The following is a 13,723-nucleotide window of genomic DNA, read 5'->3' as shown; positions in this document are numbered from 1 at the left end:
GTTTACTGATCCATCCGTTTGATTCGTAATGCACACTAAAAAAGCAAGTCGCGGATGCGATATCCACGACTTGCTTTTTCTTATACGTGTCGCAAAAGAAGAGCTGACACAGCTTCTACTTGAATAGTTCCCGATAACGTCGTTCCATCTAACAGACTTTCGTACGTTCCTTCAAGCGAAAGAGATTGTACCTCTTCACTGACGTTGACGACGAGCAAGTAAACCTGTTCGCCCTGACGTCGCTCGACAATAAATGTCTGTCTTGTATCATCGATCCTTTGGAAATGATACGTTCCGGCATTTGCTAAAACCGGATGCTGTTTTCGAAGGGCGATCAACTGCGCAACGTGATCGAACAACTCAAAGTTCTGCTTCGTCTCGTCCCATTCCATACACGCACGGTTGGCCGGATCTTGCCCACCCTTCATTCCAATCTCATCACCATAATAGATGACGGGTGAACCTGGAAACGTCAACAGTGTAGTGAAGAGCAATTTCATTCGATCGATATTCCCTTTCGCACGCGTTAGAGCACGCGGTGTATCATGCGAGTCAATCAAATTGAACATGACCTCGTTGACATTTTGAGAGTGCCAGTTTAAATTTCGACTGACTGCATGTGAGAAATCACGAACGCTCGTCTCGCCCGTCGCAAAACAAGTCAAAAAGCTCTCTGTCAAACCGTAATTCATGACGGCATCAAATTGATCGCCGAGGAGCCATGGTTGCGAATCCGTCCAGCATTCGCCGACGATATAACATGTTCCGTTCGCAGCCCGGACTTCCTTTCGAAACTCACGCCAAAACGCATGATCGACTTCACTCGCGACATCCAGACGCCAGCCGTCAATTCCGAATTCCTCGACCCAGTAACGTCCGACGTGAAGCAAATAGTCTTTGACGTCCGGATGGGCAGTATTCAACTTCGGCATGTTTCGTTCAAATGCAAACACTTCATAGTTTGGAATCGATGGATCGACCGGGAAGGAATCAATCGTAAACCAGTTGGCGTATTTCGAGTCTTGTCCCTTTTCTAAGACATCTTGAAATGCTGGGTGCTCTTCACTAATATGATTAAAGACGGCATCGAGTAATATGCGGATACCGTTCTCATGTAGCACATCGATCATCTTGCGGAACGTTTTCTCGTCACCGAACGCAGGATCAAGCTTCAAGTAATCAAGCGTATCGTATTTATGATTGGATGGTGCCTCAAAGACTGGGCAGAAGTAGACACCCGTGACGCCGAGACGTTGTAAATGATCGACGTGATCAATGACCCCTTGAAAATCTCCACCGAAGAAATTCTGAAAAGCCGGTGCTTCACTTCCCCACTCCTTCGTTCCCGCTGGATCATTCGCCCGGTCACCATTCGCAAATCGTTCCGGGAAAATTTGATACCAGACCGTATCCTTCACCCAATCCGGTGTATCAAAGACATCCGTCGCATGAACATATGGCACAGAAAAATAATAGCCTGGATGATTGAGTGGTGCTTCGTCATACCAGCCACGCTCGGTTAAAACGGCTATCTTATCGCCATGAACCTCAAACCCATACCGTACCCGCTTCCGTTCTGGACGGATTGCAATGAACCAATAGTCATACGTCGCATCACTTCCATTGTGTTGCATCGGCGTCCGTTTCACTTTCCATGATTTTTCTTTCTCCGGATCAAAATTCCAATCTCGGTCTTCTTCTTTTTCCGCTTCCCATTCATACGGATCACCATATATCAATTCAACTTTTTCAATATCGCCTTTAGCCGTCATAAGTCGGACATGGACGGTTTCTTGATCATAGGCATAAACGAACGGTGATAATGCGCGATGAACTACTCCAGCCTGATTCAAATTCTGCCACTCTCCCTTAAATTGATATTTCTCTATCGGTAAAGTTCCTTTCTTCCGCATCGCTTAAACGTATTTAGTAGAAATTCAACTGTTCCACCGACATTTTAGTTCAGTCTGTCAGGTAGTTTAAGGTATACTGATAACGCATAGGAAATCAGGGATTTCTGATATTACGGAAAGAGAGTGGATACGAAATGGGTCGTAAATGGAACAACATCAAGGAAAAAAAAGCATCAAAAGACAAAAATACGAGTCGGATCTACGCAAAGTTCGGTCGTGAGATTTATGTAGCGGCTAAACAAGGTGAACCCGATCCAGAATCAAACCAAGCATTAAAGGTCGTTCTCGAACGAGCGAAGACATACAACGTGCCACGTGCCATCGTCGATCGGGCGATTGAAAAAGCAAAAGGTGGAGCGGAAGAAAACTACGATGTCTTACGATATGAAGGATTCGGTCCAAGCGGTTCAATGGTCATCGTCGAAACGTTGACGAACAACGTTAACCGGACGGCTTCTGACGTCCGTGCTGCATTCGGAAAAAATGGCGGAAACATGGGCGTGAGCGGATCCGTCGCTTATATGTTCGATGCGACGGCAATCTTTGCCTTCGAAGGTAAAACTGCAGATGACGTTCTCGAATTGATGATGGAAGCGGATATTGATGTGCGCGATATCCTCGAAGAAGACGAATCTGTCATCATCTACGCTGAGCCGGAACAATTCCATGCTGTGCAAGAAGCGTTGAAAGCTGCAGGGATCACCGAGTTCTCACTTGCCGAACTCGTCATGCTCGCTCAAAACGAAGTCGCGTTGTCTGAAGACGACGTCGCCCAATTCGAGAAAATGATCGATGCACTGGAAGATCTTGAGGATGTGCAACAGGTCTATCACAACGTAGAACTATAATCAAAAAGACAAGGGGATGGTCACGACCATCCCCTTGTCTTTTTGATTATAGTTTCTATATCGGTTAACGCCCAGAATCGGTCACGCACCGTCTGTATTCATCATAAAGTATGAAACGCGTTTCATAACAAGAACTAAAAAAGATTCATTTATGATGTTTATTTCTTGAATTTAATGGGAATAGTAATATTCGGAGTTGATTATAACTTATTTTGCTTTGAAGAAATAAAAGGAGGAACGAACGATGACATATTCTTTAATCGAAACATTCAAACACATCGTAAGCGAGGCAACTAGCTTTAAGCGCGTTGATTTCGGAGGATACGATATTTATATGCAGACAACAGATGGACGAACGATTACGGCACACATCCGCTATGATGGTGGTGGAACAGACTTCAATGAAGCTTATTTAATGCTAGAATCGAGTACCGGTCAACGTCGCACAGCGACCTTAACGCTTTATCAATTCGAACATCTTTCTTCTTATACTGCACACAGTGAACGGACACGTGCCCTAGTCACAACAAGTGCTTAATGACCATAAAACACGCCTCTCATTCGAGAGACGTGTTTTTTTAATTTTCTTCTCGCTCGAGGCGTTCGAGTTCTGCGTGCGTTTGTGGGAATCCATTCGCTTGCCAATCTGCCCGATGAATGGAATCAAGTTGTGTCAGTCCGACTTCAGCCGGATCGCGTTTCGCGTCGACACTTGGACGATGGTCAATATCGTCTGAAGTCGTTTTTCGTTGTTGGTATTGTTGATAGGCGATTGTCGCAATCGCCGCTAAACCACCTAAAATGACACCTGTCTTGAATGTTGCTCGCATGAAAGTTCCCCCTCTATGGTCATTAGTTGTACTCTAGATAGATGTACCCGAGTTACTTGAGTTTGAATCATTCTTCTCATGGATCAACGTGTTATTTGAAAAAAATCAAAAAAAATTTCAGCCTATTTCTGCCGTGTTCCTACATATTTAATAATCAAGAGAGAAAATGGCTCTATCCCTTATGCTTCAACGCTTCACGTCATGCAAGAAGGAAAAAAGTACGCTATACTTGATTCAGAAACATCTTCGACGAACAAAATGAATCGTGTCTTCTACTGGACAGTTCCGAGCTTCAACAGCTTGCGTTCGCGTCCCTTTTTCATTTTTGGTCGTCGATGTCACAAAGGAGGGAATTTCGTGTCCGTGATGCACGGGGCTATTTTACTGCCCATATTGATCAGTCTTTTCATTCCGCTTCTAGCGAAACGCCTTCCGAACATTCATACCGGTTGGTTTGTACTTGTCGTACCTGTACTGCTCGTTTCGTATTTCAGCCGCTTTCTCGCTGGTACGATGTCAGGTGAGACCTTTACGGCACGCATGCCGTGGATACCATCGCTCGGTATCGATTTCGTCACGTATCTCGACGGACTCGGCTTATTGTTCGCACTATTGATCACAGGAATCGGCTCACTCGTCGTTCTTTATTCGATTTTTTATTTAGATGCGAAAAAAGAATCACTCGGAACATTTTATGTCTATCTGTTGATGTTCATGACCGCCATGCTTGGCGTCGTGCTGTCAGATAACATGATCGTCCTCTATCTGTTCTGGGAATTAACGTCGATTTCGTCGTTCTTATTGATCGCCTATTGGTACGAGCGGGAACGTTCTCGTTACGGCGCTCAAAAATCGATGCTGATCACCGTCTTCGGTGGACTAGCGATGCTTGGGGGAATCGCGATTCTCTCAACACTCAGTGGATCGTTAAGTATTCGTGAGACCTATGCGTCGCTTGAATCGATTCAAGGTGAACCCTTCTTTTCGGTCGCCCTCGTTTTATTCTTGCTAGCTGCCTTCACGAAATCGGCTCAATTTCCGTTCCACATCTGGTTACCGGATGCGATGGAAGCACCGACCCCTGTCAGCGCCTACTTGCACTCGGCAACGATGGTCAAGGCAGGGTTGTATCTTGTCGCTCGTTTCAGTCCGATTTTTGCGGATGAGTCGCTCTGGTTCTATCTCGTCTCATCTGTCGGAATATTCACCTTATTCTGGGGTTCACTCAATGCGGTGAAACAACATGATTTGAAAGGAATCCTTGCTTACTCGACGATTTCTCAGCTTGGATTGATCATGTCCTTGCTCGGACTCGGAGCAGCCGCCTTGCACGTTGACGCGTTAGATGACGGATTATATACGATTGCGACAGTCGCTGCGATCTTCCACCTGATCAACCACGCGACGTTTAAAGGCAGTCTCTTCATGATGGCGGGAATCGTCGATCACGAGACTGGTACTCGCGACATTCGGAAGCTCGGTGGTCTTGCGCAACTCATGCCGATTTCGATGACGATTGCGATGATCGGGACCCTTTCGATGGCGGGGATTCCACCATTCAATGGTTTCTTAAGTAAAGAGATGTTCTTGACAGGTGTACTTGAAGTTTCAGGATCTGACTTGTTCCACTTACCTTCTTACGGTTGGATCATTCCTGTACTCGCCGTCGTCGGAAGTATCTTTACATTCGTCTATAGCATCTTGATCGTCCGCAGAACGTTCTTCGGTAAGCGTCAAGACGACAAGTTACCGAAAACACCACACGAGGCACCGATTGGCATGTTGATTCCACCTCTCGTCCTCGTCTCGCTTGTCGTCATCATCGGACTCTTCCCGAATATATTATCGGATACGTTGATCCGACCAGCAGTCGAAGCGATCTTACCGCAAGTCGTTGATGCCGGTGGCAAGATTGATGTGCATATTTCAATGTGGCACGGATTCAATACTGAATTATTCCTGACACTCGTGATCATCAGTGCTGGCGTCATCTTGTATAAAACATTGCCACGCTGGCAATCGCTTTACAACCGGATACCACGTGCCGTCTCCTTGAATCATCAATATGACGCCTTGTTACGTCGTGGTGAACAGACATCGACAAAAATCCATGATACGGTCATGACCGGATACATGCGGTCGTATCTCGTCTACATCTTCGGATTCATCGTCATCTTGATCTTGACGGCATTATACGGGTTTGATGCCTTCCGCTTCGCGGTTGATCCAATCAGCTCGATTGACGCGTATGAGATCATCCTTGCACTCGTTCTCGTTTCGAGTGCACTCTCGATCACCTTTGCGCGTTCACGACTGACATCGATCATCTTGCTCGGTGTAACAGGTTATACGGTCGCTCTGTTCTTCGTCTTGTTCCGAGCGCCAGACCTTGCCTTGACGCAACTCGTCATCGAGACAGTATCGGTCGCTCTGTTCCTGCTCGTTTTCTATCGTTTACCGGAAATCAGCCGGAAAGAAGAGCGCATTCCGTTCAAGCTCGGCAACGCCTTGATTTCGGCACTCGTCGGATTGACGGTGACACTCGTCGCACTTGCTTCTCTCAGCCAACGATCGTTTACTTCAATCGCCAAATATTACATCGATAATGTCGCTGATCTTGCCGCTGGCGGTAATATGGTCAACGTCATTCTCGTCGACTTCCGTGGCTTTGATACGTTGTTTGAGATTGCCGTTCTCGCACTTGCCGGAATCGGAATTTACACGATGATTAAATTCAGACGAACAGGAGGGATGGATAAATGAAAAAGCAGACAAAAAAGCATACGAATGACGTCATCTTAGAGTCCGCGACTTCCTTTATCACGTTCATCATCTTCCTGTTTGCTGTCTACTTGTTCTTTGCTGGACACTATACGCCAGGTGGCGGTTTCATTGGTGGTCTTGTGACGGCGTCTGCTCTTGTCTTGATCTTACTTGCTTACGACATCAAGACGTTACGCCGGATTTTGCCATTCGACTACAAATGGATCACGGCTCTTGGCATGTTGATTGCCGTACTGACGGCTTCAGGAGCGCTTGTCTTTAACGTCCCGTTCTTCACACATGCACATGACTATTTCAACCTACCGTTATTCGGTAAGACATCACTTCATACGGCGATGTTGTTTGATCTTGGTGTTTATCTTGTTGTAGTCGGTGTGACGATGACGATTATTCAAACGATTGGGGAGAGTGATTAATATGGAAATCATCATGGCGATCGCCGCAGGCATCCTGACGATGTGTGCCATTTATCTCATTCTTTCGAAAAGTATTCTTCGCATTATCATCGGAACAGGGTTGCTCAGCCACGCTGCCCATCTACTCGTCATGACGATGGGTGGATTAAAACGAGGCGCGGCTCCGGTCTTAAAGGACGGCGTGACTTCCTATACGGATCCACTACCGCAAGCACTCGTCTTGACCGCCATCGTCATCAGCTTTGGTGTCACTGCCTTTTTCTTGGTACTCGCTTATCGTGCCTATCAAGAACTCGGAACCGATAATATCGAAGAGATGAAAGGAACCGATTCGAATGATTAACTTACCGCTACTACCAATCATCATCCCTTTGTTGACGGGTGTCATCTTGATGTTTTTCCCGAGACACCTCAAAGGACAACGAATCGTTTCCCTCTTTTCGACGATTTTGACTGTCTGTGTCTCCATCTATCTTGTGCTGACTGTCCGGTCGAACGGCATCTTAACAGTCACACTCGGTAGCTGGCCAGCACCTTTTGGTATCACACTCGTCTCTGACATGCTATCCGCTTTACTCGTCACGACGACGAGCATTCTTGTTCTTTGTATCATCTGGTATGCCATTGTCTACTTGAGCGTTTCCTATCAACGATACTACTATTTCATCGCCGTTCAATTCCTGCTCGTTGGTGTCAATGGTGCCTTTACGACAGGTGATATCTTTAACATGTTCGTCTTCTTCGAAGTCTTCCTGATTTCGTCTTATGTCTTGATCGTTCTCGGCGGGAAACCGGCACAATTACGAGAATCGCTGAAGTATCTTTTGATCAACGTCATCTCGTCCGCATTATTCGTCATGACGGTTGCCTTCTTGTACGGAATCATCGGATCACTCAGCATGGCGGATATCAGTCAAAAGATTTCAGAGGTCGGACAGCCGGCAATCCTAAACGTCATCGCCTTGTTATTCCTGATCGTCTTCGGATTAAAAGGTGCGATCTTCCCGCTCTACTTCTGGTTACCTGGTTCTTATCAAGTACCGCCGACGCCTGTTCTTGCTCTGTTCGGTGCCTTGCTGACGAAGGTCGGGGTCTACGGGATTTTACGGACGTATAGTTTGTTCTTCTCAAATGAGATTGGAACGATTCATCAAATCTTAAGTATCCTTGCTCTCAGTACGATCATCATCGGGGTGATCGGTGCGCTTGCGACACGGGATGCGAAGCAAATCATCATCTACAACATCATCGTCGCAGTCGGGGTCATCTTGTACGGGGTTTCCCTCATGACACCGCAAGCACTAGAAGGTGCGATTTTCTACCTTCTTCATGATATGTTGATCAAAGCCGCTTTATTCCTTCTCGTAGGGATCATGGTCGGAATTGCCGGCTCGAGTAAACTGAAAGATATGGGAGGGATGATCAAAACCTATCCTGTACTAGGTTGGACGTTCTTCATCGCGGCGTTATCACTTGCCGGGATTCCACCGCTCAGCGGGTTCATTGGGAAATTCCTGATTGTTCGTGGTGGTATTGAAGCTGGTGAGTTGATTGGACCGATCATCGTCTTACTATCAAGTCTGCTCGTCTTGTATTCCGTCGTTCAATTGTTCATGCGTGCCTTTTGGGGAACACCGAAGACCTACTCGGGTGATAAACAAGCGCTTGTTCCCAAGCTGCTAGTTCCTACGATTGTCTTAGTTGCGCTCAGCATTCTCTATGGAGTAGGTGCTGAGGCGATGCGTCCACTGATTCAACAAGCCGTCGAACCGTTGACGAATCCAACGCTCTATATCGATGCCGTACTAAAAGGAGGTCGTTAATTCATGGCATTTCAAGTCTTGCTCAACTTATTTCTTGCATTCTTGTGGATGTTTCTCTCAAACAATTTCTCGGCCTCCGGTTTCGTCATCGGTTACGCGCTAGGGCTGATTGCGATGTTCGCTTTCCGTCGCGGCTTCAAAGGTCGCTTTTATCTCGGACCTGTCGTCGCACTCGTCCTATTGTTTTTCCGCTTTCTCTACGAGCTTGTCGTCGCGAACATCGATGTCTTGAAAATCATTTTAAAGCCGAAGTTAGATATTCAACCTGGTATTTTCGCCTATGAGACCGAACTCGATCAACCGTGGCAAATCACGTTGCTGTCAATGCTGATCACGCTGACACCGGGAACGCTTGTCGTTGATATCTCGGATGATAATAAGACACTCTACATTCATGCACTCCACATGCCAGAGGTCGATGAAGCGGTCGCTTCGATTCGTGATAGTTTTGAGAAAGCCATTCTGGAGGTGAGTCGGTGATGTTCGATATTTTAATCTATATCGCACTCGGGGGTGTCTTTCTCTCGATGCTTGGTCTGTTTTACCGGGTCATCAAAGGACCAAGTGTTGCGGATCGTGTCATCGCGCTTGATTCAATTGGTATCAGCTTGATTTCAATCGTTGGACTTGTCTCGATCATCTTACGGACGAGCGACTACCTCGAAGTCATCCTGTTGATTGGTATACTCGCCTTCATCGGTACAGTTGCCTTTTCAAAATATATCGAGAAAGGAGAGATCATCGAACGTGATCGCAACCAATGAATTGATCGTCGCGGTCTTCGCCTTGCTCGGTATGGGATTTAGTCTCGTCACCGCGCTTGGTCTGATCCGCTTACCGGATGTCTATACGCGTGCTCACGCTGCATCTAAAAGCGCGACATTAGGTGTCATGTCGATTTTAATCGGCGTCATCATCTATTTCGTCACTGAAGATGGATTCTTCTCCTCTCGTGTCGTTCTCGGCATTCTGTTCGTGCTCATCACAGCACCAATTGGAGGACATCTGATCGCTCGTGCTGCATATTACAGCAATGTGCCGCTATGGAAATCGTCTGTTCGAGACGACTTGTCCCAGAACAAAGAACATGTGGAACCAAAGAAACGTCAAGATGATGTATAAATATCGCTATGACAAAACCCTCGCTTCCATTCACGGAAGCGAGGGTTTTTTGATTAGGAACGCTGTAAAGATGAGGCAGCAAACAAGAGTGCCAACTCATCACGATTATCTAGCAATTCTTCTAATGTATGCTGTTCCAGTTCCCGGATAAAAGCTCGAAGCGCTCGTCCGAGCACACCTTTTAGACGGCATCCTGGTTCGATGACACAATGACCGTTGCTTCCAAAACACTCGACGATATCCATCGGTTCCATCTCCCGAACGACTTTCCCGATGTTGATGTCTTTTGGCTCACGAATCAAACGGAGTCCGCCTGACCGACCTCTTGTTGATTCGACATAGCCAAGTTTCGCTAATTGTTGTGTTACCTTCATTAAATGGTTGGATGAGATGCCATAATGCTTGGCAATCTGCGGCATTGGTGTGATAACATCCCGGTGCACCCCGAGATACATCAACACACGTAGTCCATAATCCGTATACTGTGTAATTCTCACGATCCTCACTCCATTCCTTCCCAAAACTGCACTGTTATCGTACCATGAAATACGAAACTGACTACATTGTTTTGTCTCATGATTCGAAATTCTGATAAACCTCTATAGGGTTTACGTATGGAATGAAATATTGGATTTAAAATACGAGTTTTAAAAACAAAAAACTATTCCTCCTTTCCTGTTCGAAAGAAGAAATAGTACTGTTTCGTTTTTACTTTATTTTTTGTACAGCCCTTTCACGACATCATTGAAACGGTCGGCATAGTTCGTAAAGACACCTGTAACACCATAATCAAGCATACGTACCATATCCGCTTTTTCATTGACAGTATACGGGTGAAGTAATAAATCATGCGCGCGAATCGCTGAGACGTTCTCACGTGTCAACGCTTTGAAGGAAGGACCGACACCGACCGCATACTGACGGATTGCAGTCAATCGATCATCCGTCAATGCCTTGACTTCGTTCGCTTCCATCAACTGAATAAGCGGTACATTCGGATCCATGGCTTTGACTTTTTGAAGACTTGCTTCACTGAACGATTGAATTAAGACTTGACCCGGTTTTACACGATCACTCGATAAATCATAAGCTTTTAAGGTATTCAATAACTTCTCTTCCATACCTGGATAAACCTCTGGCGATTTTGTTTCAATATAATAGTTCGCATGCTTTCCATATGTCGAGAAAATTTCTTCAAGTGTCGGCACTTTTAATCCAGCGTACTCTTTTCGAGCAAGTGAAGGGTTTACTTCATTGAACCAGCTTCCTGCATCAAGCTTCTTGATTTCTTCAAGTGTCTTGTCTTTGACAGCACCCGTCCCATCTGTCGTCCGATCAACCGTTTCATCGTGCATCGCAATCAATTGACCATCTTTTGTCATCTGTAAGTCAATCTCGATGTAATCCGCTTTGAATGTCTTATGTCCCATTTCATAAGCTGGCATCGTATGCTCTGGTGCATACCCTGAAGCTCCGCGGTGAGCGACGTTGATGATTCGATTTGGATCGAGCAATGATTTTCCTTTTGATTGTGCACCGACATCTTCTGTCGGAAAACCTGTACTTAATATCGCGCCTGCAGCCATCGTTAACCCAAATTGTTTCAACATAATTGATTCCCCCTTGAAATATTCTTACAATACCTATCCTAAGTCGTATGTATGAAGCTGATATAGAGAAAATGTAAATGTCATTTCGTGATTTGATGACAAAGTGTTATTACGACATAGAAAAAGACCCGTTCGATCAAACGGGTCTTTTTGAAACTTACGCTTCGAAAATCAATGACTCTGGATCTTCAAGCAAATCTTTGATGTGCTTCAGGAACGTAACGGCTTCTTTTCCATCAACGATTCGGTGGTCGTAGGAGAGTGCGACATACATCATCGGACGGTTTTCCATCCGTTCAGCATCAATCGCGACAGGACGCAAGTTGATTGCATGCATCCCTAGAATCGCGACTTGTGGACCGTTTAAGATCGGTGTCGACATGAGTGAACCGAACGTACCACCATTCGTGATCGTGAACGTACCACCCGTCAAATCAGATAGACCGAGTTTGTTGTCACGCGCCTTGACAGCGAGTTGAATGATATCTTTTTCAATCTCAGCGAAGTTCTTCTTGTCCGCATCACGTACGACAGGAACGACGAGACCGTCCGGTGCTGAGACCGCAATCCCGATATCGTAGAATTTCTTCAGGACGATTTCATCCCCTTGAATCTCAGCATTCAAGTATGGCATCTTTTTAAGTGCTGCAACTGCTGCTTTCGTAAAGAATGACATGAAGCCGAGTTTGACTTCGTTTTCCTTCACGAATTTCTCTTGGCGACGTTTACGTAGTGCCATGACCGCTGACATATCGATCTCATTGAATGTCGTCAACATCGCTGCCGTTTGTTGAACTTCAACGAGTCGGTTCGCAATCGTCTTACGACGGCGTGACATCTTGATTCGCTCTTCCGGTTTCCCAGGAGCGGCTGCAGGTGCTGGTGCCGGTGTAGCGGGTTTCGTAGGAGCCGGTTTTGCTTGCTCACGTGGTGCTACTTCAAACGTCGCGACGTCTTGGACGCGGATGCGACCAAGTGGATCTTGCGTCGCCACTTGCGCTAAATCGATTCCTTTTTCACGAGCCAGTTTACGGGCAGCAGGTGAAGCAATCGGACGATCCGCAACAGATGTACTTTCAGTCGCTGCTGCAGCCACCGGTTGTTCCGCTTTTTCTTCTGCTTTTGGTGTCTCTTTTGGCGTTTCTTGTACTGGTTCTGCCGCAGCCGGTTTTGGAGCCTCGCCACCAGCAGAGATGACAGCAATCGTTTCCCCGACGCGAACTGTATCTCCTTCAGCAGCCATCACTTCCGTCAACGTACCTGCTTCATCTGACGGTACTTCGATGTTGACTTTATCTGTCTCGAGCTCAACGATGGCTTCCCCTTTTTCCACGTGATCACCTGGTTGTTTTAACCAAGACGCCACCGTTCCTTCAGTAATTGATTCGGCAAGTTCTGGTACTTTGATTTCCATCGTATTCTCCCCCTATGACTCGATTCTATCTTAAGTTATGATGTGTGATTTGATACGTGTGATGGTGCTGTTGGAGTAGAAACAGTCGCTGTGAGTGCATCATTGATGATACGTGCCTGCTCTACTTTATGACCTGACGGGTCACCTTCTGCTGTACTAGAACGACGACGACGACCGATGTAACGGACGGTTTGGATGCCGTTCGGTGCGACTGTCTCAAGTCGAGGTTCCATGAAGGACCAAGCCCCCATGTTTTTCGGTTCTTCTTGTACCCAGACCATCTCTTCGACGGCTTCATAGCGCGCGATGACTTCTTGTAAGGCTTTCGCCGGGAACGGATACAACTCCTCGACCCGGACGATTTGTAGCCAATCGAGATTCTCATCTGATTTTGAAACGGCTTCTGCTAGATCGATTGCCATCTTACCAGAACAGAACACAAGACGTTTAACACGATCTGGTGCTTCGCCAAGTCCAGCTTGTTCGATGACACGTTGGAAACTACCTTCCGTCAACTCAGAGACATCGGATGTCGCAAGCGGATGACGCAAGAGACTCTTCGGCGTCATGACGACGAGCGGTCGGACTTCCTCTTTCCCGAGAATCGCTGCTTGTCGGCGCAACAGGTGGAAGTACTGGGCAGCACTTGACACGTTCGCGACCGTCCAGTTTTTCTCACCCGATAACGTCAAGAAACGTTCTAAACGACCACTCGAGTGTTCTGGTCCTTGCCCCTCATAACCATGCGGAAGCAACATGACGAGACCTGACGTTTGTCCCCATTTTGCTCGGCTAGCTGAGATGAACTGGTCGAAGATGACTTGACCTGAGTTCGCAAAGTCCCCATATTGCGCTTCCCATAATACAAGTGTTTCCGGAGCGAAGACGTTATAACCGTATTCAAAACCAAGTACACCTGCTTCAGACAACGGACTGTTGTAGACCTGTCTCTTATACACATCT

Annotated in this window: 14 protein-coding genes and 1 pseudogene; 9 read left to right on the top strand and 6 right to left on the bottom strand. The window is 46.5% G+C overall.

From position 1 onward, the window contains the following. Positions 1-80 precede the first annotated feature (80 nt). The gene (locus F8N00_RS09550; protein WP_421018114.1) at positions 81-1,853 is read right to left on the bottom strand and encodes a glycoside hydrolase family 13 protein; all 1,773 of its coding nucleotides are present in this window, start codon (positions 1,851-1,853) and stop codon (positions 81-83) included. A gap of 194 nt (positions 1,854-2,047) precedes the next feature. Between F8N00_RS09550 and F8N00_RS09545 the strand changes: the two genes are divergently transcribed. Further along, positions 2,048-2,761: a YebC/PmpR family DNA-binding transcriptional regulator gene (locus F8N00_RS09545; RefSeq protein ID WP_023468535.1), complete on the top strand. Its 714-nt coding sequence runs from the start codon at positions 2,048-2,050 to the stop codon at positions 2,759-2,761. 244 nt (positions 2,762-3,005) lie between these two features. Beyond that, a complete protein-coding gene (locus F8N00_RS09540) occupies positions 3,006-3,299 on the top strand; it encodes a hypothetical protein (protein ID WP_023468536.1) in 294 nt (97 codons plus the stop codon). A gap of 40 nt (positions 3,300-3,339) precedes the next feature. Here F8N00_RS09540 and F8N00_RS09535 read toward each other — a convergent pair whose 3' ends face one another. Further along, complete coding sequence (locus F8N00_RS09535) at positions 3,340-3,591, bottom strand: hypothetical protein (protein ID WP_023468537.1); 252 nt, start codon at positions 3,589-3,591, stop codon at positions 3,340-3,342. A gap of 357 nt (positions 3,592-3,948) precedes the next feature. Between F8N00_RS09535 and F8N00_RS09530 the strand changes: the two genes are divergently transcribed. From F8N00_RS09530 to mnhG, 7 genes are read left to right on the top strand one after another with little or no spacing between them, the layout of a single operon-like run. Then, complete coding sequence (locus tag F8N00_RS09530; RefSeq protein WP_075642496.1) at positions 3,949-6,354, top strand: Na+/H+ antiporter subunit A; 2,406 nt, start codon at positions 3,949-3,951, stop codon at positions 6,352-6,354. Continuing rightward, positions 6,351-6,791, top strand: a complete 441-nt coding sequence (locus F8N00_RS09525) for a Na(+)/H(+) antiporter subunit B (RefSeq protein WP_023468539.1) — start codon at positions 6,351-6,353, stop codon at positions 6,789-6,791. Before F8N00_RS09530 ends, F8N00_RS09525 begins: the two co-directional genes overlap by 4 nt. Before the next feature lies 1 nt (position 6,792). Beyond that, complete coding sequence (locus F8N00_RS09520; protein ID WP_023468540.1) at positions 6,793-7,134, top strand: Na(+)/H(+) antiporter subunit C; 342 nt, start codon at positions 6,793-6,795, stop codon at positions 7,132-7,134. Next, positions 7,127-8,614, top strand: a complete 1,488-nt coding sequence (locus F8N00_RS09515; RefSeq protein ID WP_421018113.1) for a Na+/H+ antiporter subunit D — start codon at positions 7,127-7,129, stop codon at positions 8,612-8,614. The genes F8N00_RS09520 and F8N00_RS09515 overlap by 8 nt, the downstream gene beginning before the upstream one ends. 3 nt (positions 8,615-8,617) lie before the next feature. Beyond that, on the top strand, positions 8,618-9,094 hold the full coding sequence (locus F8N00_RS09510; RefSeq protein ID WP_023468542.1) for a Na+/H+ antiporter subunit E: 477 nt from the start codon (positions 8,618-8,620) through the stop codon (positions 9,092-9,094). Positions 9,095-9,141: 47 nt separating this feature from the next. Next, entirely contained in the window at positions 9,142-9,378 is a 237-nt protein-coding gene (locus F8N00_RS09505) for a Na(+)/H(+) antiporter subunit F1 (RefSeq protein WP_369792030.1), read from the top strand. Beyond that, positions 9,362-9,736 carry a monovalent cation/H(+) antiporter subunit G gene (gene mnhG / locus F8N00_RS09500; RefSeq protein WP_023468544.1) on the top strand — a complete coding sequence of 125 codons (375 nt, stop codon included), beginning with the start codon at positions 9,362-9,364 and terminating at the stop codon, positions 9,734-9,736. Before F8N00_RS09505 ends, mnhG begins: the two co-directional genes overlap by 17 nt. Before the next feature lie 53 nt (positions 9,737-9,789). Here mnhG and F8N00_RS09495 read toward each other — a convergent pair whose 3' ends face one another. The 4 genes and pseudogenes from F8N00_RS09495 to F8N00_RS09480 all read right to left on the bottom strand — a co-directional run. Beyond that, positions 9,790-10,233, bottom strand: coding sequence for an Rrf2 family transcriptional regulator (locus F8N00_RS09495; protein WP_023468545.1), 444 nt, complete (start codon positions 10,231-10,233; stop codon positions 9,790-9,792). Between the two features lie 216 nt (positions 10,234-10,449). Further along, entirely contained in the window at positions 10,450-11,346 is an 897-nt protein-coding gene (locus F8N00_RS09490; RefSeq protein WP_075642498.1) for a glycerophosphodiester phosphodiesterase, read from the bottom strand. Positions 11,347-11,503: 157 nt separating this feature from the next. Further along, positions 11,504-12,760: a 2-oxoglutarate dehydrogenase complex dihydrolipoyllysine-residue succinyltransferase gene (gene odhB, locus F8N00_RS09485; RefSeq protein WP_055968443.1), complete on the bottom strand. Its 1,257-nt coding sequence runs from the start codon at positions 12,758-12,760 to the stop codon at positions 11,504-11,506. 35 nt (positions 12,761-12,795) lie between these two features. Further along, positions 12,796-13,723 (bottom strand): annotated as a pseudogene (locus tag F8N00_RS09480) (2-oxoglutarate dehydrogenase E1 component); the annotation flags it as partial.

Source organism: Exiguobacterium sp. A1_3_1, assembly GCF_048985645.1.
Taxonomy (GTDB): domain Bacteria; phylum Bacillota; class Bacilli; order Exiguobacteriales; family Exiguobacteriaceae; genus Exiguobacterium_A; species Exiguobacterium_A indicum.
The sequence above is the reverse complement of the archived record's forward strand: the minus strand, read 5'-3'. Positions and strand labels throughout refer to the sequence as shown.